This window comes from Deinococcus psychrotolerans, assembly GCF_003860465.1.
Classification (GTDB): domain Bacteria; phylum Deinococcota; class Deinococci; order Deinococcales; family Deinococcaceae; genus Deinococcus; species Deinococcus psychrotolerans.
Genome location: NZ_CP034185.1, coordinates 156,897 through 180,313, shown reverse-complemented (window position 1 = coordinate 180,313; position 23,417 = coordinate 156,897). Strand labels below are relative to the sequence as shown.

The following is a 23,417-nucleotide window of genomic DNA, read 5'->3' as shown; positions in this document are numbered from 1 at the left end:
GCTCTTTTCGTTTTCCTTTTAAGCCTGCACCAAGTCCTGATATTCGGGGTGGCGCTCGATGTAGGCGGCGATGAACGGGCAGCTGGGAATGACCTGCTTGCCCTGCGCTTTCACGTCGTCGAGGGCATGCTTGGCGAGTTGACTGCCCAAGCCCTCTCCCTCATGGCCGTCCTCGACTTCAGTGTGGTAAAGGTTGACCGTGTTGCCGCTGACTCGGTACTTGGCAAGCCCGACCAACTGATCTCCGCTGAAAATTTCGTACTGATGCTTGGCGGAGTTGTCGCGGAGTTCGGTGGCTGGCTGACTCACTCTGCCAGTTTAGCGCTGATCTCCACAAGGCGCTTGGCTTGGTGGCGGATGGTGGCTTTGTCTTCTTCCGAAAGCGGCTGACCGTTCGCCGTGACGCTCGCGCCGTAAGGGTTGCCGCCAGACGCGAAAATAGCTTTATCGGTGTACCCCGGAGCCACGATAATGCTGCCCCAGTGCTGGGCGGTGACGTACAAGGTCTGCAAGGTGGTTTCCTGGCCGCCGTTGGGGTTCTGAGCCGAAGTCATGGCGCTAAAGCCTTTATTGGCCAGCTTTCCCTCTCCCCACAAGCCGCCGAGCGTGTCGATGAAGGCCCGCACCTGACTGGCCGCGCCGCCGAACCGGGTGGGCGCAGAGAACAAGTAGGCGTTGGCCCACTCCATGTCGGCGGGGGTTGCTTCCGGAACGTCGGCACTTCGCTCCTGCTGGGCCTTCCAAGCGTCTTGGGAGTCAATCGCAGCTTGGGGGGCAGTTTCTGGCACCTTCAGCACCCGCACTTCGGCCCCGGCAGCGCGGGCGGCTTCGGCGGCAGTGTTGGCCATTTGGTGATTGGTTCCGTAGGTGCTGTAGTAGATGATGGCGAGTTTAACAGTCATGGTGGTTCCTCCCGCGCCCGTGAAAGGAGCGCTTTCAGAGATCACTCTACATTAAACAGTTTGAAAAGTAAAGCAGTTTGCACAACGTCTATCAGGAAGCCAACCAGTTGGTAAACTGAGTCAGTGTCCAGTTTCTTAACGCCGCAAACCCTCAGTTGGCTAGGGCGGGTTGTCCCAGACGCCAAACTTAGCCGCGTCCAGCCGCTGGCGGGCAGCACCTCTGCCAGCGTTTACCGCCTTGACTTTTCCAACAGATCGAGCGCAGTGCTCAGGCAGTTTGATGTTCTCCCCGACTGGCTGAAATTGGAGCCGGATTTGGCTCTACACGAAGCGCGGAGCTTAGAGTGGGCCGCCCAAATGAGCTTGCCCACACCGAAGCTGCTGGCCTTTGACGAAAGCGGTGAGCAATGCGGCGTGCCGAGCGTGTTGATGTCGCATTTGACAGGAACAGTGGAACTCAATCCACCGAATCTCACGGGCGAATTGGATCAACTTGCGGCAGCACTCTCGGAGATTCACCGCGTCTCTCCCACTGATTTCGGCTGGGCGTATGCGCCTTATGCCGACCTCAGCAAGCTGACCGTACCGACTTGGACAACCGCGCCGCGAGCGTGGGCTGGGGCGATTGAACTTTTACAGGGGCCACGCCCGACTTTCACGCCATGTTTCATTCACCGTGATTTTCACCCCGCCAACGTGCTGCGGCAAAGCGGGCAAGTCAGCGGGGTGGTGGATTGGGTTAACGCTTGTGTCGGGCCAGCCGCAGCCGACGTGGGTCACTGCCGCCTCAATCTGGCTCAGATGTACGGTTTAGAGGCCGCCGACGCCTTTAGAGCAGCTTACGAGTGCCACACAGGGCACCGGCAAGAGCCGTACTGGGACGCGCTGAGCTTGGCAGACCTGGTGGACGGGCCAGCGCCACCGAAAGTTTACGCGGGCTGGCCTGCTTTTGGACTGACTGGATTGACCGACGAACTGATTCGGGCGCGGCTGGACGCTTTTTTGCTAAGCTTAGGTTTCTAGCGTGTTTGGGGAAATCCCAGATCCACTTTGCTTCCCGCCGGATCGGGCCAGCGTGAAGTGATGACCTTGCTCCGAGTATAAAACTTGACGCCTTCGGGGCCGTACATGTGGGTGTCGCCAAACAAACTGGCCTTCCAACCGCCGAAGCTGTAATACGCCACCGGAACGGGAACCGGCACATTGACGCCCACCATCCCGACTTCCACATCAAACTGAAATTGGCGGGCTGCGCCGCCGTCGCGGGTAAAAATAGCGGTGCCGTTGCCGAACTCGTTGTCGTTGATCAGCTTGAGGCCCTCAGCGTAACTTTCAGCCCGTACCACGCACAGCACCGGCCCAAAAATTTCGTCGTCGTAGGCGTCCATACCCGGCTTCACACCGTCGATCAGCGAGACGCCGAGGAAGAAGCCGTCATTGTCAAACTTGATGTCGCGCCCGTCTACCACCACTTTTGCGCCCTGCTCCTGCGCCGACTGGATGTAACCGGCCACCTTGTCGCGGTGCTCACGGGTAATCAGCGGCCCCATTTCGTTGCCTTCCACGTCGCCCGCACCGATCTTCAATTTGGGAATGCGCTCTTGGACGGCCTCAATCAGCTTGTCACCTGCGTCACCCACCGCCACCACCACGCTGATCGCCATGCAGCGCTCGCCCGCCGAGCCGTAAGCGGCAGAGACGGCCGCGTCGGCGGCCATGCCGATGTCAGCGTCAGGCAGCACCAGCATGTGATTTTTGGCTCCACCGAGGGCCTGCACCCGCTTGCCGTTTTTGGTGCCGGTTTCGTAGATATATTTGGCAATCGGCGTAGATCCCACGAAGCTCACCGCAGCGATGCCGGGATGTTCCAAGATAGCGTCCACCGCTTCTTTATCGCCGTGAATGACGCTGAACACGCCGTCCGGCAGGCCCGCGTCGCGCAGCAGTTCGGCCAAAAAGAGAGCGGCGGACGGGTCTTTTTCGCTGGGCTTGAGAATGAAGGCGTTGCCGCAGGCCAGCGCGTTGCCGACCATCCACAGCGGCACCATCGCCGGAAAGTTGAACGGGGTGATGCCCGCCACCACGCCCAGCGGCTGCTGAATGCTGTAGACGTCCACCCCAGTGCTGACCTGTTCGGAGTAGCCGCCCCGCAGCAAAGTAGGAATGCCGCAGGCGTATTCCACGTTCTCTATACCGCGTGCGACCTCGCCCAGCGCGTCGCTGTGGACTTTGCCATGTTCGCGGCTCACAATGGCGGCCAACTCATCGCGCCTCGCTGACAGCAATTCACGGAACTTGAACATCACGCCCGAGCGCACACTGAGTGAGCTGGAACGCCACTTTTTGGCAGCGGCGGCCGCAATCTGCACGGCGAAGTCCAGTTCGGCTTTGCTGGCCAGCGGCACATTGGCCTGAACTTGTCCGGTGGCCGGGTTATAAACGGGAGCGGTGCGGCCCGATTTGCCCTCAGCGGGCGCATTGCTGAGCCAGTGGGTCAGGGTATGGACAGTAGCGGGGGGTTCAGTGGTGGTTGTCATTTGGACTCCTTAAGGGGAGGGGCTAAGTGAGTGCGGCGAATCTCTTCAGTCCGCTGCCACTGGCCCCAAAATCATCTGATCCACCAAAGCCAGCGCCTCTTCGTAGGCATCTAAGCCAGCGTCCAGTTCCTCTTTGGTAATCACCAGCGGCGGGCAGACCCAGATCATGTTGAAGCGGGTATAAGCATAAATGTGCTTGCTCTTGAGATACGCGGCCAGTTTGCCCATTTCCGGTGAAGTTCCGTTGAACGGTGCAAGCGGCTCTTTGGTCGCCTTGTCTTTGACGAGTTCCAGCACGCTGAACAAGCCGATATAACGAACGTCGCCCACGCAAGCATATTTGGCTTTCATGGCTTCCAAGCGCTCGCCCAGATGCTTGCCGAGTTCTAGGGTATGTTCAAACAGGTTTTCGTCTTCATACACCTTCAAGTTGGCAATCGCTGCCGCCAAACTCACCGGATGGCCGCTGTATGTTAAGCCACCCGACAAGAAATGGTTCTCAAAGTAATCGGCGATCTCTTGGTTCACGATGACCGCGCCCAAAGGCATGTAACCGCTGGTCAGGCCCTTGGCACAAGTCACGATGTCAGGTGTAATACCGTAATGCTGAGTGGCCAACCACTTCCCGGTGCGCCCAAACCCGCTCATCACTTCATCGGTGATCAGCACAATTCCGTACTTGTCGCACAATGCACGCAGGCGCGGATAGTAACTGTCCGGCGGAATCAGAATACCGTTGCTCCCCGTAATCCCTTCCACCAAAATGGCAGCGATGGTGTGCGGCCCTTCCATCTGAATGACTTCTTCAATGTGGCTGACGCTGCCCTCTTCCCACTGCTCGGCGGTCATGCCCATCGGGGGGCGGTACATGTAGGGATCAAACACCCGCACGATACCCGGAATGCCCGGCTCAACAGGCCAGCGGCGTGGGTCGCCCGAGGCGCTCATGCTGCCCATCGTCGCGCCGTGATAGCTGCGGTAACGGGTGATGATTTTGTCGCGCCCAGTGTAGAGCCGAGCCATTTTCATGGCGTTTTCGTTGGCTTCACTGCCGCCCAGCGTAAAAAAGCTCTTGGCGAGGCCGGTGACTTCGCTCAGCTTCTTGCCGAGTTCGGCCCGCACGTCGGTGGCAAAACTGGGGCCAGCAAAGCACATCTTGTCGACCTGATCTTTGATGGCCTGCAAGACTTTGGGATGCTGATGGCCCACGTTGATGTTGATGAGCTGCGAGGCCATGTCCAACCAACTTTTGCCGTCAGCGTCAAAGAAATAGCTGCCTTTGCCTCCAGTCATGTGAATCGGGTGGGTCTGGTTTTGCACGCTCCATGAAAAGAGAGTGTACTCGCGGTTATCGGCGATGACTTGGTCGGTGTTGGGATGGACTTCGGGCATAAGTTGGCCTCCCTTGAGTTGAAGGTTCTCAGTCTAGGACAAACGCTCCCGCTGTGCCAGATGAGCCGAGACCATTCGGCCCAGTTACTCTGCCAGCTCCGCTTTCAATTCCTTGACCAATCCCGCCAGACGCTTCTTGGCAGCGGCGGCGCTGGCTTCCCGAAACAGCTTGGAAGCGCTGACTTTGCCGGTCGTACAGAGTTTTTCGAGGCGGTGAAATTCGGTCTCGCTGAGCTGACCTTTGAGCAAGATTTTCAGAGATGGACGGGTGCTGACCCACTGCTCGGCGGGCGAGAGTTCAAGCAAAGTGCCTTGCTCGTCTTCATCGGGCAAAACCAGCGGCTTGGGAGCTACGGGGTTGCCAGCCTTGCTCGCTACGCCCTTTTCCGGCTTGGGCTGGCGCTGCTCTGGGGGCGCGTAGCGCTCTTCAGCGTCGGCCAAGATATCCCAGGCGTAAGCGCCACGGCTGCGGCGAATGGTGGGAGTCTGGGCCAAAATCGCTTCGGCCAAACTCACCCGGTCCTCCACGAAAGTCACGGGCGAAGCACGGACAAATTTTTTGGCCATGCTGTCGCTGACACTCATGGCTTTGATGCGCCCCACCAACAGGAGTTGCTCCGGCGTCAAAGGATGGTCAGGACGCTGGGCGTTGAAGGTGTAGATGATCTCCTGCGCCGAGCCGCGCCCCAAGTACTCCACCGATTTCAAAAATTCGCGCCGAACGAGCTCGCTGTGCGGCGGCTCAATTGCCCTCCGAATCCGGTCAGGCGTGAGGTCGCTGAGGCGCAGCAACTTGCCCCAATCAATCAAAGCCATTTTCAGCACTTGGGTACGCTGGGCTTCCTCGTCACTGAACAGCAGAGCGTCCAGCAAACGGTACATAATCCCCGCTTGATTGGACGGCAGCGAGAGCATAAAGTCCAAGTCCACCGGCTTGAGGTGCCGCGCCCGTAAGTTCTCGGCGATGTCACGCGGCAAAGTCACGCGCAACTTGGTGCCGCTGCCAAAGGTCTTTGGGTTGAGCGAAGTGCCAGTCAAATTGATGTCTTCCAGCTTATCGACGAAGCGGAAAGTGGCCCGCCGCACACCTTTGCCGCTTTGGTCAATCCAGCCGCTGATGCGGTAGGTGGTGCCGGTCAGGCGCATCAGGCCGTCGTGAAGCTGCTGATAGGATTTGCCGCTGTCGTTGCGCCCCATCGCCTTAAGCAGTTCGTAGGGGGTGATCAGAACGCCGTCCCCAACAGGGCAACCCTGTTCCAAATACATGTTGGTCAGCACCAGCATCAGGTCGTTGTCGGGGCCGTGCGGATAACCGTAAGCATTGCCCAAACACTCCACGTTCATGGCCCGGCCCGCGATCTCAAAAGAATGTTCCCAAGTGGTCTCACCGGGCTTGAGTCGCTTTTGAAAGCTGATCAGCGAGGCCTGCGCCAAATTGATTTCGTCAAACCGAATGCTGATTTGGGAAACGCTAATTGGGGCCAACTCGCCTTTGACCACGGTCATAATCTAAACTAACACATCTGGGCAGGCCGTCAAGAGCCGCCCACAAACACCAAAACACGCTCAAAAAAGCTTCAAAAGTATTTTGTGAGAAGAGAATGTGAGCCGGCTTGCTGCCGCCCTTGATGATGATTCAAATCTTTTAAGATCTTTTAAAGCTTTAAAAGAAAAAGATATTGAAGATCATCATCAAGGAATTTTGGCAAATGCTGTCTCAGACGGCAAATTCTGATTAAACCCACCGAATGTCACGGGCGAAATCACCTCAAACCCACCGAATGTCACGGGCGAATTTTGGCAAACCCACCGAATGTCACGGGCGAATGGAAAATCAAACCCACCGAATGTCACGGGCGAAATTCACCCAAACCCACCGAATGTCACGGGCGAATTTAAATCCCTCTAGAGCCGAGTATCCTCAAACCCACCGAATGTCACGGGCGAATTTAGGAACTTGATCACCTAAACCCACCGAATGTCACGGGCGAATTTCGGCAAACCCACCGAATGTCACGGGCGAAATTATTCCAAACCCACCGAATGTCACGGGCGAATTTTTGGGAATCGCAGAAAACTGGAGTCCTGTTTAAGAGCAAAGATGAGACAGAAAAACGCCCAACTCGGTGGGAAGTTGGGCAGAATTTGTCTAGATTTTAATCTTTCGATTTCCTTAACGAAGCTAAAAACTTACTCAGCTTCCCCGATAAGTGCTGTAAGACCAAGGCGAAACGAGTAGGGGGATGTGGTAGTGCGCTTCGGTATCGCCTACGGTGAAACGCAGCGTCACGATATCTAAGAAAGGCGGCTTTGCGGCGGCTTCAAACGTGCTGAAGTACTCGGCGACGTGAAAAGTAAGCTCGTAGGTTCCTTTTTCCAGCGCTCCACGTTCAATTAGCGGCGCGTCGGTGCGTCCGTCGGCATTGGTGGTGGCGGTTTTGAGGGACGTACGGTTTTGTCCGTCCACCCGAATCAATTCGATCTGCACGCCCACTGCTGGGCAGCCCCTCGCCGTGTCTAAAACGTGGGTGCTGAGTCCGGCGTGGCCTGCCATTAAGCCCGCTCCACCCAGCCCTCGATTTGGCCGTAAGGGTCGGCGTCGGCGTGAAAGACGCTCTTGGGGTTGGTGACGCCGTGACGCTCGGTGTTGTACTGGATGTGGTGGCGATTGGGAAAGGCAAAGTGGATTCGGCTGATTTCGGGGCAGCGGGTCAACACCGTTTCGCCGATTTTGTAGAGGGTTGCCTGCATACTGGCCGAGTAGTGATCGGTGAAGGTGTCCATCAGCGAGGTGTAAACGCGCTGCCATACGTCGTCATAGTCGCACTCGTCGACCTGATATTCCCACTTGGCCGTGACCACGGTCGCCAGAATGCGGTCATTCGTTTCGGGGAGGGTGGTGAAAGGCTCTTTGAGGTAGCCTTCCCAGCCGCTCTGGGTGGTCTTGAGGATGTACAGCTCGTCGATGCCGCTGGTCACAGTAAACGTTTTGCCGTCGCCTTCTACGACTGCGGTGTGCTTGGGCATCTGGCGCACGAAAGCGTGGTCGTGGGCCTCGCCGTTGGACTGCATCCGGTCCCAAAGATGTTCGGTGAAGTAAGCGGTGGCGCTGGTCACTTTGGGGCCCTGCTCGACGAAGTGACGAATCAGGTGCTTGCCGTATTCTTCGACGCTGCTGGTCAGGCCGTCTACTGCCAGGCCGTAAATGGTGTTGCGTACCGTGTCGGTGGCCAGCAAATCGGTGTTGTCGCCCTCCACGTGGGCTGCGTCAAAATCGCCGCGCATAGCGACGCGCACCCAGACGTCTTTGATTTCATGCTTGGGCTGGTCGCGGAAGACTTTAAAGAGACGCACGTCGGCTTTGCCGTAGTGGTTATCGCCCATTTTGACTTTGACTTTGGTTTCGGTGGCGCTGTTGGGAATCGTCTGGGTCATGTTGGTTCTCCTGTTGGGTGGAGTTAAGAGGCGCTGATTAACGGACGAGGTCTAAAATCCGTAGGCGGGCAATTCGGCTGATCTCAAATAGGGCAGCGGCGCGTTCTTGATCGGGGGTGTTGCTTAGGCGGCTTCTGGCTCCCTCGAAGATGCTGGCTTTGGTGTTCTCGCGCACGCACACCACGTAAGGCAAGCCGAATTTCTGGTGATACGCTTCATTGAGCTGCTGAAACTCAGCGAATTCGTCGGCGCTGAGGTTGCCCAGTCCCGCCGAGGCCTGCTCACTGGCGCTTTCGGGAGTGATTTCTCCGGCCAGCGCTGCTTTACCGGCCAGATCGGGGTGGGCACGAATTAGCGAGAGTTGCGCGGCTGAGGCGTCGGCTGTGACGGCGGCGCTGAAAGCCTGCGCGATGTCCTCAGCGCTTCCAAAAGGCCGCGCTTTGGCCGCTGCTGTGGCGTACTGAGGCGAGTTCTCCAGCACGCCGCCGAAATAGTCGGTGAAAGCCTGGGGCATCAAAGCATTGATCTCAACCAAACTGAGCGCGGCGGGCGAGTGGGTGATCTGGGTCAACAGAAACCTCCAAAAGCTTGAATGAGAAACGGCGGGTGAGTCAGGTAGTCAGAAACTACTTAGACGCCTAAGTATTTTGGTATGCTCATCTTAAGTAAGGGCTCGGCTCTTGTCAAGCCGTCTGCTGCTCGGCTTCCCTCCCTGAGTTACCCCCGACGTCCAAAAGGCTGCACTGAGAAAAGGAGCGACAGATTTTTACCCAATGACAAAAGACTGTGTTAAGCTCACTGCCGAAGTGAGTCCCCGCATGACATCAACCACGGCCCCAGCGCCTACTGGCGATCTGCCCACCACCGCCCGACTTCTTGAGCGGATTCGGGAAGATTGGGCGCAGCTTCGCCCCGACCTCGACCCTCAGCCGATGTTGATGGTGCTGCTGCTTGACCGCCTGCACAGTGCGCTATCGCGCCGCATCGAGCAGACGTATTTCGAATCGGACATCAATGCTTCCAACTGGGATCTGCTGCTGACTTTGCTGCGCTCGGCACCGCCGGAGGGCCTGACGCCCAGCGAACTCAGCCAACTCAGCGCCATTTCGGGGGCTTCGATCACCAACAGGGTGGCGCGGCTGCTCGACAAGAAATTGGTGGAGCGGGTGGTGAGCGCCCAAGACCGCCGCTCGGCCCAGATTCGGTTGACGCCCACAGGCCGGGCGCTGACCGAGAAGCTGCTGACGCCGCATGTCGAGAACGAAACGCAGGTGCTGAGTGTCCTCACTCAAGAAGAGCAGCGCACCTTAGAGCGCCTGGCCCTCAAATTGGTCAGCCATTTGGAGTGCCAAACGGCTCAGGAGTAAAGCCCGCCCGAATCAGCGCTCTGGGCGGTGCTCTGAGCGCTGAATGCCGCCGAGCAGCAGCGCCACGAACTGATCGGCCACGTCCTGGGGGCTGAGCGGGCCGCCGACTTTGTACCAGTTAGGCAGCCAGTTGGCCCCCGACAAAGCCAGCACCGCCGTTAAGCGTACGTCGAGTCCCGGCACGAATTCGCCCGCCGCCACCCCTTCGATCAGAATTTCGCGGAACAAACGCTCTACTTTGTCGCGCCGCACGGTGATGAGCGTTTGGCGCTCGGGGGGCAGGTGCCGCCACTCAGTAAACAGCACTTTTGCAAAGCCCAGGTTGCGCGTGACGACAACCACGTAAGCTTCGAGCGCAAAAGTCAGTTTGTCGGCGGCTGATCCTCGGCGGCTCACGGCAGGCTGGAGCGCTTCGTCAAACTCGTCGGCCATGCGGGTCACGATTTCCCACAGCAGCTCTTCTTTGCTGCTGATATGGGCGTATAAGCTGCCCGCTTTGATGTTCAGGGCGCTGGCAATGTCGCGCATTGAGGTGGCGCGGTAGCCCACGTCCGAAAAAAGGTGCGCCGCCGCTTGGTAAATTTGCTCGCGCCGTTCGGAGGGCGCACGTTCATCAGGCACCCGCACATGCTAGCAGGCAGTCGACAGAGGCGGAGTGCTTGACTTTCATCACAAATCTAATGAAAATAAAATCAACTGGCAACGTTACCAAACAGGAGACTGAAAGCGGCTTACCGACATGGCAGCGGTTTTCGGGTATGCCGTCAAGAATTTACACGAGAGGCAAGGCGTTCTGGCAACGTTACCAGACCCAACCCAAATGGGGGAAAACGGATGACCAAACCCAGCGTTTTGGATGTGGCCCGCAGCGCCGGAGTGGGCGCGAGCACCGTTTCACGGGTGCTGAACAACCACCCTCATATTTCCGAAAGCGCCAAAGCGCGGGTGCTGGCCGCCGTGGAAGAACTGGGCTACACGCCCAATCTCAGCGCCCGCAGCTTAAGAAGTGGGCAGACCGGAGCCATCTCGGTGCTGCTGCCGATGACCGGCACGGCCTTTTACGAGACTTTGCTGAGTGCGGTGCAGGCGGGCCTGGAAGCACACGACTACGACCTGGCACTGTTTCCATTGTTGGGCGAGCGGCGCTTTCGGCGCTTTCGGGAATCGGGGGCGCTGCTCTACCACGCCGACGCCCTCTTGATCGTTTCGCAGAGTCCTGATCAGTTGTACGCGGGGCGGCCTCCTTTCAACAAACCAGTCGTGCTGCTCGACGCCCACCACCCGCATCACCACAGCATTTCCTTTGACAATCCGGCGGCGGGACGGATGGCCGCCGAGCTGGCGCTGAGCTGCGGCTTACCGATGGTGCTGTTGGACGTGGCCGAGGGGCCGGGAGACTGGCCCTCGCCTGCCTTTTTGGAGCGGCGCGGCGGCGTCCTGGAAACGCTAAGCCGCCGGGGCGTCACTCCCATTCAGACATTGCACGCCCATACCTCGCCGAACTACGGGCGTGAGGCGGCCCAGCAATTGATCGCCAGCGGGATCAGGCCGCCGTTTTTTCTGCTGGCCCTCAGTGACGATCTGGCGCTGGGCGCGTCTCGGCAGCTTTTGGAAGCGGGCTGGCAGGCCGGGCGCGATTATTTGTTGCTGGGTTTTGACGGCAGCTTGGAAGCCGCGCAGGCCGGAATGAGCAGCGTTGCTCAGCCGGTGAGTCAGATGGGTGGGGCCGCTGCCGAAACCCTGCTGGCCGCGCTCGGCGGCGGGCTGAGTACCCTCACGCAGCGGGTCTTTGCGCCCAGTTTGCAGGAGCGGGCCAGCACCGCAGCCAGCCTCATACTGGGGAGCCGCTGATGACGGCGCAACTCAGCTCGGCCCGTGCGCCTCCAAAAATACCGATAAAGTAGCGCGAATTGAAAGTACGGCGGCATTCATTCAGATAAATTCACCTCAGTAAACCAAGAATCCGCAGTTTAATCGAATGTAAGCACAATAAAATCAACATCACTCAAGAAAAAGCCCAACTCCACCAAACATTGACCGTTTCACGCCTGCCTTCAGGCCAGAGGAGAAGATAAAATGACTGTTTCTAGGCCCAGAGAATCCGACGCCGCGATTATTTCGCGCAGCCGCAGCGCCGTGCCGCCTGAGGGCGTCCGGGGGGTGATGATCGCCATTGGCATCCTGACAGTGGTGATGGGCGGCGCGGCCCTAGGAGCGTGGCTGCTGTCCGGCGCGGTGGCGGGCATTTGGCCCAAAGCTCCGCCGTACCTGATCTTGGTGCTGTTCGTGCCGCTCTTGATCGCGCTGATGTTGGGCGCACTGCGGATGTTTCGGTGGATGCAGAGCTGGTACTACATCGTTCCGGCGCTGGTGTTTTTGCTGGCCTTCACCGCCGTGCCCATCGTACTGACGGTCAACTACGCCTTTACCAATAAAAGCGGCGTCAACAGCGGCGCGGGTGACACGGCTCTCAAGACGCCGGTGACGCTCTCCGCTGACCGCAAAACCATCACCTTTTCCGGCGCTCTGCCGGCGGACAAAGTCAATCTGCCGACCTTTTTGCAGTGCACCGAACCGACTTGCACCGGTGAAAGCATCGTGCTGTACGACGAGGAAGGCTCAGTGCCGGTGTATTACAAGATTGCCAGCATCAGTCCTCCCGGTGCTGGCCCGACCAGCGTGACGCTGCTCAGCTCGGTGGCTCCCAGCTTTATCGTCACCGACGCCACCCGCCTCAACCGGATTCGCAACGTGGGCCTAGAGAACTTCCGCCAGATTTTTGCGCGGGCCAGCGTCGAACTCGTTCCGGTGTTTATCTGGACCATCACCTTTGCTTTTCTGACTGTCATTATCAACGCGGTGGCCGGCCTGATCTTGGGGATTTTGCTGTACAACCCGCGCCTCAAGGGACGCAACTTCTACCGCACGCTGCTGTTTTTGCCGTGGGCCATTCCCGCCGTGATTACCGTGCAGATGTGGGTGGCGCTGTTCAATCAGCAGTTCGGGGTGGTCAATAAAGCGCTGGGGCTGCTGGGCTTTGCCGCCGTGCCCTGGCTGGGCGACCCGCTGTGGGCCAAAGTCTCGGTGCTGGTGGTCAATTTGTGGCTGGGCTTTCCCTACATGATGACGGCCACCATCAGCGCTCTGGCGACCATCAGCGATGACCTCTACGAAGCCGCCAGCATCGACGGAGCAAGCCGCTGGCAACAGATCACCGGCATCACGTTGCCGCTCCTGAGAAACAGCTTCACGCCGATTTTGCTCTCGGGCTTCGCCTTCAACTTCAACAATTTCGGGATTATTTACCTGCTCACCCAAGGCGGGCCGCCTGTCGCGGGGCGAACGAGTACGGCGGGGGCCACCGACATCTTGCTGTCGTGGGGCTACAACACCGCCTTCGGTGCCAGCGGCGGGCAAAATTACTCGCTGGCCAGCGCTATCGCCCTGATTATCTTTGTTTTGACACTGGGGATTAGCCTCATCAACTTCAAAGCCGCTGGCGTATTCGAGGAGGCCCGCAAATGACCGCCGCTCCCCAGCCCAACAAAGAACAGCCCACCCACGACATCGACGGACACGACACTGCGTTTGTTTATGTTCACCGCGAACCCGGCCCCCTGCGCCGCGCCGCGCCTTGGGTTTTGCTGGCCGTCATCGTGGCCGCCTTCATCGCGCTGGGCTACTACCTGGCTAAAGACATGGCGGGCCGCCCAGCCAGCTTCACCATCTACAAAATCGGCAACGGCTGGCTGTATTTTCTCGGCTTTTTGGTGGTGGCCTCCGGTGTGCTGGCGCTGACCAGTTTCATCGGGCAGCGCATCGGCATTCAGCGTACGGGGAGAAAGATCAAATACGGCGACGTACTGGGTGTGCAACTCACCCATCTGTTCCTGATGCTGGTGGTGCTGATCGCCATTTACCCGCTGTTTTATGTGGTGCTGGCGGCGTTCGATCCCAAAAACAGCCTCTACGCCTTTCCCAATTTCGATGCGCCGACGGTGCTGGGCAAGTCCGGCATCTTGCCGAGCTTCAAGGGCCTCAACACCGAAAACTTCGCCAAACTTTTCGACGGTGTGCAGATTCCGGCGTGGGAACTGGTGCTGGCAGCTTTGGCGGGCGCGGCTATCGCGGTGCTGATTTTCACAGCGGTGGTGCGGCGCATTCGCGGTCTGAGCGAAAACGGTACCACGCCGACCCAAAGCTGGGCGGCGCGGATTTTGGTGGTTTCGCTGATTGTCTTGGTGCTGTTCATCGGCCCGGCGCAATTTACCGGCGCGGGCACCGAGTCTAAGTTCTTGCTGTCGGTCAGAAATACCTTGCTGGTGTCGGGCGTCACCGGGGCGCTGGCGATTTTGCTGTCCACCACCGCCGGATACGCCATGGCGCGGCTGCGCTTTCCGGGCCGCTTCCAGACGCTACTGTTCTTTATTTTCGTGCAGATGTTTCCAGTGTTCCTCGGCCTGGTGGCGGTCTACGCCCTGATGTACGGTCTGGGCCTGCTCAACTCGTTCACCGGCCTGATTCTGGCTTACTCCGGCGGCGCAATCGCCTTCAACACCTGGATTTATAAAGGCTACGTGGAGTCGCTGCCCGAGAGCCTGGAAGAAGCCGCGATGGTAGACGGCGCGACCCGCTGGGGGGCGTTTACGCGGGTGGTGCTGCCACTTTCGGGGTCGATGCTGGTGTTCATTTTTCTCAACCAATTTATCGGCACGTACGCCGAGTTCATTTTGGCCAACGTGCTGCTGACCGGCGTGGAACAGTGGACGATTGGCCTGCTGCTCAAGAATTTCACTTCGGGGCAGTTCAACACCAAATGGGGCATTTTTGCCGCCGCCGCGACGCTGGGTTCGTTGCCTATTGTGGCGCTGTTCTACGGCTTTCAAGGCTACTTCGTGGGCGGCACGACGGCGGGGGGCGTCAAAGAATAATCGGAAGGTAGTTAGTAGCAAGTGGAGCGTGGTGGTTGTTCACGCTCCACTTTTTTTGGCTTTATTCTGCCGAGAACTGGTACTCCGTGACCGACTCGAACACTTCACCGGGCCGCAGCACTGTACTCGGAAAGCTCGGTTGGTTGGGCGAATCGGGAAAATGCTGGGGCTCCAAACAAACCGAGGAGCGCTTCCCGTAAGGCTGGTTGCCAAAGCCCACGAACGAGCCGTCGGTGAAGTTGCCGGAATAGACTTGCAGGCCGGGTTCGGTGGTTCGCACCTCTAGTCTTCTGCCGCTGCTTGGGTCGTGCAATGCAGCTGCATGTCGCAAACTTCCAGCTTCTCCGTTCAGCACGAAATTGTGATCGTAGCCGCCCACGAACTCAAGCTGAGGATCGGCCTGCTCAATGCGCTCACCGATTCGGCGCAGGCTGCGGAAGTCAAACGCCGTGCTGGCCACGTTCGCCAACTTGCCTGTCGGAATGGCGTCGGCGCTCACGGGCGTGAACTGATCGGCGTTGACACTCAATTCGTGGTCGAGCACGTCGCCTGCGCCGCCGGTCAAGCTCCAAAACGGGTGGTGGGTCAGGTTGAGGACGGTGGCTTTGTCCGTCTCGGCCCGCCACTCCAAGTGCAGGGTGTGGCCGCTGAGGGTATAAGTTGCGCTGACCCTGAGCTGGCCGGGAAAGCCTTCCGCGCCGTCCGGACTGATATGGCTCAACTGTAAGCGGTGGCCTCTGATCTCGGCTGTCCAGATTTGGGTATGGAATCCGTTGGGGCCGCCGTGCAGGGCGTTAGGGTCGTCGTTGGTGGCGATTTGGTGGGGCTGAGTGTCCAACTCAAACTGCCCCGCCTTAATGCGGTTGGCGAAGCGCCCGATCAGCGCTCCGTAGTAGGTGGCCTGCGGGTGGTTGAGGTATGGCCTCAACTCCTCATGGCCCAAGACCACGTCGCCCCAATGGCCTTGTCGGTCAGGAATTCGCACCCTCACCAAGCGTCCGCCGTAATTGCTGATCCACACCTGCATGAACTCGTTTTGCAGGCTGTAGAGGGAAACGGGCTGAGTGCTGGCAAGCTGGCCCCAAATGGTTTGTTGCCAAGCTGGCGGCTGAGTCTTTTGGCTGGTCACGGTTTATTCTCCACTATCATCGCCGCTTATTGATAACGACTTAAATCTGAGTCGCCCGCTTTAAGCATGCTCCGTGCTGGACGTACTCCTCCGTTTCTGGTTTGGCTGAAAGCAACCTGAATCTTTGCCGGTATTAATAGGGGGCCGCCGCACGCCGCACGTGTTGGGAGGGGCCGGAGGAGACATTGAGCGTGCCTTTGAGAAACAGGAGCAAATACCCGCAGCGGAGCGGCTTTAAGAAAGCGGCTTGAGGCGTCGGCCCAGTAAAGAACACCGCTCAGATCAGCTGGGGAGGTGAGGCGCAGGAGGATTCGGGCAAGAGAGAAACAAGTCAGCAAACGTTCGTACAGAGTTTGAATTGAATGTGCCTACAATGCCTGACGATTGGCTCAGAGGCCTCTGGCCCCTCTTCTCTCCGCTTCGTCGGGCAAAGCCCCAAACCGCTCACCAAATTTCCCTCGTACTCAAAACCAAAGGAATTGCTTTGACCAACCGTGCTACCGCCACCGTTTTCCTCAATACCGAGCGCCGCATTGGCGAGATTTCTCCGCTGATTTTTGGGGGCCTCGCCGAACACATGGGCCGCTGCATCTACGAAGGCATTTACGACCCGGCCTCACCGTTGGCCGACAAACGCGGTTTTCGGAGCGACGTTTTGAAGGCGCTCAAGGACATCAATTACCGGATTTTGCGCTATCCGGGTGGCAATTTTGTTTCGGGCCACCGCTGGCAAGACGGCACCGGGCCGCGTTCCGAAAGGCCGCGCCGCCGCGACCTGGCCTGGCGCTCGGTAGAAACCAACCAGTTTGGCCTGCACGAATTCATGGAATTTGCACAGGAACTCGGTGCGCTGCCGATGTGGGCGGTCAACCTCGGCACCGGCAGTATTCAGGACGCTGCCGACTTGGTGGAATACCTGAATTTGCCGGTAGGAACGAGTTTCAGCGACTTGCGTGCAAAGAACGGCCAAAAGAAACCGTACGGCGTCCAGTATTTCTGCCTCGGCAACGAGATGGACGGCCCTTGGCAGCTCGGTCACCTGGACGCGGTGGGCTACGCCGACAAAGCCCGTGAAGCGGCCAAGCTGATGAAGTTGATGGATCCTGAGATCAAATTGGTCGCCTGCGGCTCATCTAACACCGATATAGCGACTTATCCCGAATGGGACAGGACTGTGCTGGAGCGGATGGGCGATGAGATCGAGTATTTTTCGATGCATGCTTATGCGGGCAACCGCACAGATGATACCGATTCGTTTCTGGCCAGCAGTCTGCACTTTGAAGACCACGCCAACACCATTGCGGCGGCCATTCGCATCGCCAAAGCCAAGAACCGTTCCAAACACGATGTTTATCTTTCTTGGGACGAGTGGAATGTTTGGTACAAGACCGAGGGCGATGACGGCAACTGGCAAGAAGCGCCGCACCTGATCGAAGAAGTGTTCAACTTGGAAGACGCTTTGGTGGTGGCGCAGTGGCTCAGCACCTTTTTGCGTAAGGCCGACATCATTAAAATTGCCTGTATCGCTCAAATCGTCAATGTGATCGCGCCGATCATGACCAAAGAAGACGCCCTGTTCAAACAAACCACCTTCTATCCGCTGATGCTGTTTAGCAATCACGCGGCGGGACACTCGCTCGACTTGCTGGTGCAGGCTCCTGTCCACGACACCAAAATGTACGGCGGCGCGGCGCAACTCGATGCTTCGGCCAGCTTCGATCCCGAAACGGGTCGGGGAGCGCTGTTTTTGGTCAACCGCTCGCAGACCCAGAGCCTCGACGTGACGCTCAAATGGGAAGATGTGGCTCCTGAGGGCTTCACGCAAGGCTGGCAGATGAGCGGACACGATCCCAAAGCGCACAACAGCTTTGAACAGCCTGACGAGGTGACGGCCCACGAAATCGAATTGCCCGCGCTGGAAGGCCCACAAACCACGCTGAGCTTGCCGCCGCTGTCGTTCACGGTACTGCTTTCGCGTCACGCGCCCGCTTGAGGCGGCGGCGAAAAGACACGCCCTGATCGAAATTTTCCAGACCCAAGCGCTACAATGACGCTATGAGAATGGATTCTCAACTCTCCCCCACTCTGCTGGATGATGACCTGTGCGAGGTCAATTGCGTTCATCCTGAAGCGGTGCAGGCCGCCCGCGCCGCGCTGCCGGATACTGGGCAGGTCGGTGAGGCCAGCGCCCTCCTCAAAGTGGTGGCCGACCCGACCCGCTTGCGGCTGCTCAGCGCCCTAAAAACTTGTGAGCTGTGCGTCTGTGACCTCGCGGCGGTCATCGGCCTGAGCGAGAGCGCGGTGAGCCACCAGTTGCGGCTGCTCAGGGCGCACCGGCTGGTGACCTTCCGTAAAGAAGGGCGGGTGGCCTACTACCGCCTACTCGATCAGCACGTCAGCGGTTTAATCGTCAGCGCTCTGGATCACGTCCGCGAGTAGAGAACGGGCGCGGGCGTATGCTGGAGCCATGCGTTTTTTGCTGGCTGGATTATTGCTGCTTTCGGCGTGTGCGGCCCGTCCCAGCGCCGCCAAACCCAATCCGTACATCACATCTCCGGCGTGGATTTTGGCCCACCAGGGCGGTGAAGACTTGTGGCCCAGCAACACCCTGTTGGCTTTTGACAACGCTGCCAAACTGGGCATTCAAATGCTGGACACCGATATGCACGCCACCCAAGACGGCGCGTTGGTGCTGTCACACGACGAAACGGTAGACCGGCTGACCGATGGACACGGCAAAATCCGTGAACTGAGCCTGGCCCAGCTCAAGAGCTTCGACGCTGGCTACCGCTTTACCGCAGACGGCGGCCAGACCTATCCGTTTCGGGGGCAGGGGCTGAGCATTCCCACGCTCGATGAAGCGCTTTCGGCCCATCCCGAATTGCCGTGGACGATTGAAATCAAGCAGGACACGCCCAGCATCGCGGCTCCCTTTTGTGCAGCGCTGCGCCAACACGGCGTGACTGGTAAGGTGATGGTGGCCAGTTTCAGCGACAAAGCCATGCAGGACTTCCGCGCCGAGTGCCCTGAAGTGGCCACCAGCATGACCGAGAGCGAACTCCGCCCGCTGGTGCTGCTGAGTAAAATTGGGCTGGCGAACTTGGCGGGAGCGCCGGGTCAGGCCGCCCAAGTGCCGGTGCGCTCCGGCGGCCTAGAAGTGGTGACGCCCAGCTTTGTGCGCCAGATGCACGGGCGCGGCGTGGCGGTGCATGTGTGGACGATCAACGATCCGGCTGAGATGCGCCGCCTGCTGTCAATGGGCGTTGACGGCATCGACACCGATAGGCCGGACTTGCTCAGGGCTGTGCTGGCCGAAACGAAAGTGCCGTGATGGGGTCAGTTGCACGGGAACGTTGCGCCCACGCTTTGAGGAGATGAGTTTACGGTGCTAGCATCAGTTTTTATACTTTCTATTGCTAGGGCTAGAATTGAGGCTGGAACACCGCTGCAAGTCGCGTTTTACTCACCCACAACCCGCTGACCACAGGAGACGATGTGATCCACTCCCGCAGGGTGATGCTCAGTTTTTTCCTTCTTCTGTTGCCTGTCTCGGCGCAGGCCCTTACGCCGGTCGAGCAGGCAGCGGCCCTCCTTAAAGCAGGTGACAGCGCTCTGGCCGCTCATCAGTTCGCCGCTGCCGAGCAAAACTATCAGCGGGCGGCGGACGCTTTTCATCTGGCGCAACTTCCTGCTCAGGAAGCCGCCGCTTACGAAAAACTGGCTGCCGCCTACGAGCAGGAAGCGGACGCCGATTTGTCAGCGGTTCCGGCGGCTCCGACCACCCGCGCTCCCACTCCCGCGAAAGTGGCAGCGCCTGCCCCAAAACCAGCGCCCATTCCGAAAACCGCGCCTGTACAAAAACCAGCGCCCGCCGCGCCTCCCCGGAGTGTGCCAGCTGCTCAGACGACGAGCGTGACTATTCTTGTTCCGGCGCAAGTTCCGACTGGCAAAGCATTCAGCGTTCACGTTTCCGGTTTTGCAGGCGACCCTGGCGATTGGGTGACGGTGGTGCCGGTCGGCACGCCGGACAAGCTGTATGACGAATATTATTACGCCAACAGCAAACGTGAGGCGGACTTCACTTTCAAGTCACTTGATCCGGGGCAGTACGAGGTCAAGGTGTTCTTTGACAAGCCCAGTCTCCAGAATATCGTGCAGGCCCGCCGCACCTTCACGGTAACGGGAACAGCCAAAGCCAAAGGCCCGGTGCCGGTTGCGTTGCCCAAAGGTGTTTACCAGTGTTTCCTCTATGCGCCGCACGTCAATTTTTCGGGCGGCTTTACGATGCAGTTAGAACCCTTCCTCGACATCAATTTGGGCAGCGCCGAGTTCCCCTTCCGCTACGACGCCGCCGCTGGCAAGCTGCGCTTCACGGGTGGGATATTCAAAGACGCCGTGGCCGACGCTTTCTTTCGGGGGAAAAGTCCGGCCATCGGCTTTAACCGCCCGTTGGACGGCACCCTGGTCAATTGCTGGCCCCGCTGACGATTCTGCTGATGACCGAGGTAAAGCTCCAAGCTGGGCCAGCATCAACTTGCTGAAGAGGCTGTTGGCCCAGCCGAACCACTCGCGGGTAAAAATGGCGGGGTCGTCGACGTTAAAGCTCTCATGCATCAGGTGAGTGCCAGCGGTGGTGCTCACCTGATGCATGACTGCCATCACCGTTTGGGCCGCTCGGTGAACACTTTTACCTAATGTCGCAGTATTGCCGGTCACACGCTAGGAGCCATAAGCCAGCCGGATGGGTAGCACAGCGAGTCGAGTTCAAACTTGCGCTCCCATACCAGCGGGTGCTGCTGCGGTTGATCTGCTGCGTGGCCCGCGCTGCTGGGTACAGCATTAAACGAATTGGCGTAAGGATCGGCCAGCAGTTGCTCAGCTTGGGTGGCGATCACGCCCGTGATTAAGCCGCCATATGGCCGGAATATCGCCCGTCACCACGAAGATTTTGCCATCCGTCTGAGGTTGTAGGGTGGTTTCTAGGCTGTTGGGAAAGCAGCGTTCAAACGTCAAAGCGACTTCCGGCTGCTGACTGAAGGCCGCTGGGCACTGGACTGTTGGTGACTGGGCTGGGTGGTCACGCTTCTCAGCTCAATTGATGCACGATCTCCTTGGTCTGGGTATAAAGCTGCTTGAACAGCTCAAAATTCTTATCGTAGAGGGCGCGTTTGGACTGATCCGGTTGAATCAGACGATCCGCCTTGACCCAAGTTTTGAGATCGTCGCGGTGCAGCCTGCCCGACACTAATCCCGCCAAAAAGGCATTGCCGTAGCTCGCGCCGATGGTCAGCGCTGGAACTTCCTGAGCGGCTCCCACGATGTCGCTGACGATTTGCAGCCACGTCGGGGTTTTGGCTCCGCCGCCCACCGCCACGATGCGCCGCACCTGCGTGCCCATTTCGCGGAAGGTTTCGATGTTGTGACGAATGCCGTAGCCCACTCCTTCCAGCACCGCCCTGAACATGTCCTCGCGGGTGGACGACAAACTCAGGCCCGCCACCACGCCGCGTGCGTGCGGGTTGTTGAGTGGAGTGCGCTCCCCGCTGAAGTACGGCAGCATCAAGAGTCCATTTGCGCCCGCCGGAACCCCCTCGGCAGCGGCGAACAATTCATCGTAGGCGTCTTTTTCGGAAAGGTCGCGGCTGAGTTCGTCGGCAAACCAGCGGGTCAGGCTGCCGGTGGTGGACATGCCCGCCGCCAGGTTGAACTGCCCGGCGAACGCGCCGCCCACCGTCCAAACGCGGGGATCGGGTGCGGGGGTTTCTTCCACCAAGATAAAGAAAGTCGTGGAGCCGTACATCACCATCAAGTCGCCGGGCTGCACCACGCCCACGCTGATCGCTTCGCTCAGCGCGTCCACCGCACCTACCGCCACCGGCGTGCCGACTTTGAGGCCAGTCAGTGCAGCGGCTTCCTCGGTGACGTGTCCGGCGAGTTCGTCACTCCAACCGACTTGCGGCAAGACTTCCAAGCCCTTGTCGCCCAGCACGGGCGCGGCGTATTTGCCCGTCCAGTTGCGGGTTGGCGGGTCGTAGAGCGGCATGTAATGGCTGGCTTCGTGGCGGTTCATGACGTGCTTGCCAGTCAGCCGGAAGGCCAGATAGCTGCTGGCGGTGGTCAGCGTGGCGGTCTTGGCCCAGACTTCGGGCTCATGGTCGCGCAGCCAGCGGATTTTGGAACCCACCGCCTGACTGGTCAGCGCCATGAGGCTGTGCTCAAAAATGACGTCCTCGCCAATTTCGGCGTTGAGCAGGTCAATCTCAGCGTGGGCGCGGGTGTCCACCCCGTACAAAATGCCGGGGCGCAGCGGCTTACCCGATTCGTCGAGCGGCAACAAGCACGGCCCAATCGCGCTCAGCGCCACGCCCGCCACGTCGTCGCCGCTGTAGTCGCCGCTCAGCAGAGTCTTGATGATCTGCGAAACGTCGCTCCACCACACCGCGTCGGCGTCCTGCTCGGCGTAGCCGGTCTGAGGAAAGCTGACCCCGTGCGCGATCACATGGGATTTCAGCACGTTTCCGGCCAGATCGGTCAGCACGCCTTTGGAGCTGTAGGTGCCGACGTCTATGCCCAGCAGCAAGTTGGCCAGCGGCTGATCTGGGGCTTGTTTAAGCTGGGTCACTCCCCACCCATCTCGATCATCACTTTCATGCTCTTGGCCCGCTCGGTGTCGGCAAACACGAACGCTTCGGGAGTCTGGTCAAAGGTGAAGCGCTGAGTAATCAGCATATCCAAGTCAACCGCGCCGGACGCCACCAATTCAATCGCCGCCGGATAGCAGTTGGCATAGCGGAAGATGCCGCGAATGTCGGTTTCACGGCTGGCCGCGCTGACGATGTCGAGGCTGACTTCCGATACAGGCGGCAGGCCCACCAGCACCGTCACGCCGCCCGGACGCGGGGCTTCCAGACTCATGCGGCAAGTCGGCACGCTGCCCGCCGTCTCGAAGGCCACGTCCACCCCGCCGTGCGAAATCGGTAGGCCACTGATCTCTGCCGTAATCTCGCGGATACGCTGCACGGGGTCTTCGGTGCGGGCGTTGATGGTGTGGGTGGCTCCGACTTTGCGGGCCATCTCCAGCCGGAAATCTTCCAAGTCCACCGCGATCAGGGTGGTTGCGCCTGCGGCTTTGGCAGCCTGCAAACTGGTGCAGCCGATTGGCCCCGCGCCGATGACTGCCACGCTGTCGCCCATTTTGACGCCGCCGCGCCGCGCTGCCCAGACGCCCACTGCCAGCGGTTCGATCAAAGCGGCTGCGTCCAAGCTCATGTTGTCAGGAATCTTGAAGGCAAAGTCCTCGGGCCAGACCACCCATTCCGAGAGCGCTCCGTCTACCGGCGGGGTCGCCATGAAGTGCATCTCGGGGCAGAGGTTGTAATGCCCGGTTTTGCAGTACGAGCATTTGCGGCAGGGCACGCCGGGTTCCAACGCCACCCTATCGCCCACCTTGAGGCGCTTGACATTCTCTCCTACCGCCTCCACCGTGCCGCTGACTTCGTGGCCCAGCACCAGCGGCGACTCCACGATGAAGTTGCCGATACGTCCGTGCGTGTAGTAATGCACGTCGCTGCCGCACACGCCGATGCGCTGCACCTTGACGCGTACGTCGCCTGGGCCGGGGGCCGGAACTTCGCGGGTCTCCCACGCCAGTTCGCGCACGGTGTTCAGCACGCTGGTTTTGGATGATTTGGGTTCTGCGGTTTGGGTCATGCTGTTTGCTCCTG

The 23,417-nt window shown here is 59.2% G+C and carries 24 protein-coding genes, 1 pseudogene and 1 CRISPR repeat array; of the genes and pseudogenes, 10 read left to right on the top strand and 15 right to left on the bottom strand.

The genetic code is table 11. The features are described from left to right. Positions 1-18: 18 nt before the first annotated feature. A complete protein-coding gene (locus tag EHF33_RS16945) occupies positions 19-309 on the bottom strand; it encodes a GNAT family N-acetyltransferase (protein WP_124874376.1) in 291 nt (96 codons plus the stop codon). After that, positions 306-902 (bottom strand): NAD(P)H:quinone oxidoreductase, encoded by a 597-nt coding sequence (gene wrbA, locus EHF33_RS16940; protein WP_124874374.1) that lies wholly within the window; start codon positions 900-902, stop codon positions 306-308. The genes EHF33_RS16945 and wrbA overlap by 4 nt, the downstream gene beginning before the upstream one ends. Before the next feature lie 123 nt (positions 903-1,025). On the opposite strand from wrbA, the gene EHF33_RS16935 reads away from it, so the two are divergent. After that, a complete protein-coding gene (locus tag EHF33_RS16935) occupies positions 1,026-1,925 on the top strand; it encodes a phosphotransferase family protein (protein ID WP_124874372.1) in 900 nt (299 codons plus the stop codon). On the opposite strand, the gene EHF33_RS16930 is transcribed toward EHF33_RS16935, so the two are convergent. The 3 genes from EHF33_RS16930 to EHF33_RS16920 all read right to left on the bottom strand — a co-directional run bounded on the left by EHF33_RS16930 (position 1,922) and on the right by EHF33_RS16920 (position 6,337). Continuing rightward, positions 1,922-3,439, bottom strand: a complete 1,518-nt coding sequence (locus tag EHF33_RS16930) for a CoA-acylating methylmalonate-semialdehyde dehydrogenase (protein ID WP_124874370.1) — start codon at positions 3,437-3,439, stop codon at positions 1,922-1,924. The two genes, EHF33_RS16935 and EHF33_RS16930, sit on opposite strands and share 4 nt — an antisense overlap. A 45-nt stretch (positions 3,440-3,484) precedes the next feature. Then, positions 3,485-4,831, bottom strand: coding sequence for an aminotransferase class III-fold pyridoxal phosphate-dependent enzyme (locus EHF33_RS16925; RefSeq protein WP_124874368.1), 1,347 nt, complete (start codon positions 4,829-4,831; stop codon positions 3,485-3,487). 84 nt (positions 4,832-4,915) lie between these two features. Continuing rightward, entirely contained in the window at positions 4,916-6,337 is a 1,422-nt protein-coding gene (locus EHF33_RS16920; RefSeq protein WP_124874366.1) for a replication initiator protein A, read from the bottom strand. Between the two features lie 97 nt (positions 6,338-6,434). Between EHF33_RS16920 and EHF33_RS21805 the strand changes: the two genes are divergently transcribed. After that, positions 6,435-6,566, top strand: a complete 132-nt coding sequence (locus EHF33_RS21805; RefSeq protein ID WP_277425558.1) for a hypothetical protein — start codon at positions 6,435-6,437, stop codon at positions 6,564-6,566. Further along, a CRISPR array of direct repeats spans positions 6,567-6,888; the repeat unit is 27 nt; unit sequence TCAAACCCACCGAATGTCACGGGCGAA. A gap of 137 nt (positions 6,889-7,025) precedes the next feature. Here the strand turns inward: EHF33_RS21805 and uraH are convergent. The 3 genes from uraH to uraD are packed head-to-tail and all read right to left on the bottom strand — an operon-like array spanning position 7,026 to position 8,837. Then, positions 7,026-7,385: a hydroxyisourate hydrolase gene (gene uraH / locus EHF33_RS16915; protein WP_124874364.1), complete on the bottom strand. Its 360-nt coding sequence runs from the start codon at positions 7,383-7,385 to the stop codon at positions 7,026-7,028. Beyond that, complete coding sequence (gene pucL / locus EHF33_RS16910) at positions 7,385-8,266, bottom strand: factor-independent urate hydroxylase (protein WP_124874362.1); 882 nt, start codon at positions 8,264-8,266, stop codon at positions 7,385-7,387. The genes uraH and pucL overlap by 1 nt, the downstream gene beginning before the upstream one ends. Positions 8,267-8,303: 37 nt before the next feature. Continuing rightward, positions 8,304-8,837: a 2-oxo-4-hydroxy-4-carboxy-5-ureidoimidazoline decarboxylase gene (uraD, locus tag EHF33_RS16905; RefSeq protein ID WP_241191415.1), complete on the bottom strand. Its 534-nt coding sequence runs from the start codon at positions 8,835-8,837 to the stop codon at positions 8,304-8,306. 247 nt (positions 8,838-9,084) lie between these two features. On the opposite strand from uraD, the gene EHF33_RS16900 reads away from it, so the two are divergent. Next, positions 9,085-9,633, top strand: a complete 549-nt coding sequence (locus tag EHF33_RS16900) for a MarR family winged helix-turn-helix transcriptional regulator (RefSeq protein ID WP_124874360.1) — start codon at positions 9,085-9,087, stop codon at positions 9,631-9,633. A gap of 12 nt (positions 9,634-9,645) precedes the next feature. Here EHF33_RS16900 and EHF33_RS16895 read toward each other — a convergent pair whose 3' ends face one another. Continuing rightward, positions 9,646-10,254 (bottom strand): TetR/AcrR family transcriptional regulator, encoded by a 609-nt coding sequence (locus EHF33_RS16895; protein WP_241191414.1) that lies wholly within the window; start codon positions 10,252-10,254, stop codon positions 9,646-9,648. Between the two features lie 213 nt (positions 10,255-10,467). Here EHF33_RS16895 and EHF33_RS16890 point away from each other — a divergent pair, with 213 nt between their 5' ends. The 3 genes from EHF33_RS16890 to EHF33_RS16880 all read left to right on the top strand — a co-directional run bounded on the left by EHF33_RS16890 (position 10,468) and on the right by EHF33_RS16880 (position 14,564). After that, complete coding sequence (locus EHF33_RS16890) at positions 10,468-11,484, top strand: LacI family DNA-binding transcriptional regulator (protein WP_124874356.1); 1,017 nt, start codon at positions 10,468-10,470, stop codon at positions 11,482-11,484. Positions 11,485-11,796: 312 nt separating this feature from the next. After that, the gene (locus EHF33_RS16885; RefSeq protein WP_124874772.1) at positions 11,797-13,158 is read left to right on the top strand and encodes an ABC transporter permease subunit; all 1,362 of its coding nucleotides are present in this window, start codon (positions 11,797-11,799) and stop codon (positions 13,156-13,158) included. Beyond that, positions 13,155-14,564, top strand: a complete 1,410-nt coding sequence (locus EHF33_RS16880) for a sugar ABC transporter permease (RefSeq protein WP_124874354.1) — start codon at positions 13,155-13,157, stop codon at positions 14,562-14,564. The genes EHF33_RS16885 and EHF33_RS16880 overlap by 4 nt, the downstream gene beginning before the upstream one ends. Before the next feature lie 61 nt (positions 14,565-14,625). Here EHF33_RS16880 and EHF33_RS16875 read toward each other — a convergent pair whose 3' ends face one another. Then, positions 14,626-15,693 carry an aldose epimerase family protein gene (locus EHF33_RS16875; RefSeq protein WP_241191413.1) on the bottom strand — a complete coding sequence of 356 codons (1,068 nt, stop codon included), beginning with the start codon at positions 15,691-15,693 and terminating at the stop codon, positions 14,626-14,628. A gap of 484 nt (positions 15,694-16,177) precedes the next feature. On the opposite strand from EHF33_RS16875, the gene EHF33_RS16870 reads away from it, so the two are divergent. From EHF33_RS16870 to EHF33_RS21605, 4 genes are all read left to right on the top strand, one after another. Beyond that, positions 16,178-17,686: an alpha-N-arabinofuranosidase gene (locus tag EHF33_RS16870; RefSeq protein WP_241191412.1), complete on the top strand. Its 1,509-nt coding sequence runs from the start codon at positions 16,178-16,180 to the stop codon at positions 17,684-17,686. A 68-nt stretch (positions 17,687-17,754) separates the two neighbouring features. After that, entirely contained in the window at positions 17,755-18,132 is a 378-nt protein-coding gene (locus EHF33_RS16865; RefSeq protein ID WP_124874766.1) for an ArsR/SmtB family transcription factor, read from the top strand. Positions 18,133-18,160: 28 nt separating this feature from the next. Continuing rightward, positions 18,161-19,024, top strand: coding sequence for a glycerophosphodiester phosphodiesterase family protein (locus EHF33_RS16860; protein WP_124874352.1), 864 nt, complete (start codon positions 18,161-18,163; stop codon positions 19,022-19,024). Between the two features lie 164 nt (positions 19,025-19,188). Next, positions 19,189-20,178, top strand: a complete 990-nt coding sequence (locus tag EHF33_RS21605; RefSeq protein WP_241191411.1) for a hypothetical protein — start codon at positions 19,189-19,191, stop codon at positions 20,176-20,178. Positions 20,179-20,205: 27 nt separating this feature from the next. On the opposite strand, the pseudogene EHF33_RS21600 reads toward EHF33_RS21605, so the two are convergent. From EHF33_RS21600 to EHF33_RS16835, 5 genes and pseudogenes are all read right to left on the bottom strand, one after another. After that, positions 20,206-20,334 (bottom strand): annotated as a pseudogene (locus tag EHF33_RS21600) (glycoside hydrolase family 125 protein); the annotation flags it as partial. Between the two features lie 71 nt (positions 20,335-20,405). Beyond that, positions 20,406-20,588: a glycoside hydrolase family 125 protein gene (locus EHF33_RS21800; RefSeq protein WP_164473586.1), complete on the bottom strand. Its 183-nt coding sequence runs from the start codon at positions 20,586-20,588 to the stop codon at positions 20,406-20,408. Further along, positions 20,569-20,706, bottom strand: coding sequence for a glycoside hydrolase family 125 protein (locus tag EHF33_RS21990; protein WP_124874348.1), 138 nt, complete (start codon positions 20,704-20,706; stop codon positions 20,569-20,571). Before EHF33_RS21990 ends, EHF33_RS21800 begins: the two co-directional genes overlap by 20 nt. Positions 20,707-20,779: 73 nt before the next feature. Then, entirely contained in the window at positions 20,780-22,315 is a 1,536-nt protein-coding gene (locus EHF33_RS16840; protein WP_241191410.1) for an FGGY-family carbohydrate kinase, read from the bottom strand. Beyond that, complete coding sequence (locus EHF33_RS16835) at positions 22,312-23,403, bottom strand: NAD(P)-dependent alcohol dehydrogenase (protein ID WP_124874346.1); 1,092 nt, start codon at positions 23,401-23,403, stop codon at positions 22,312-22,314. Before EHF33_RS16835 ends, EHF33_RS16840 begins: the two co-directional genes overlap by 4 nt. Positions 23,404-23,417 lie beyond the last annotated feature (14 nt).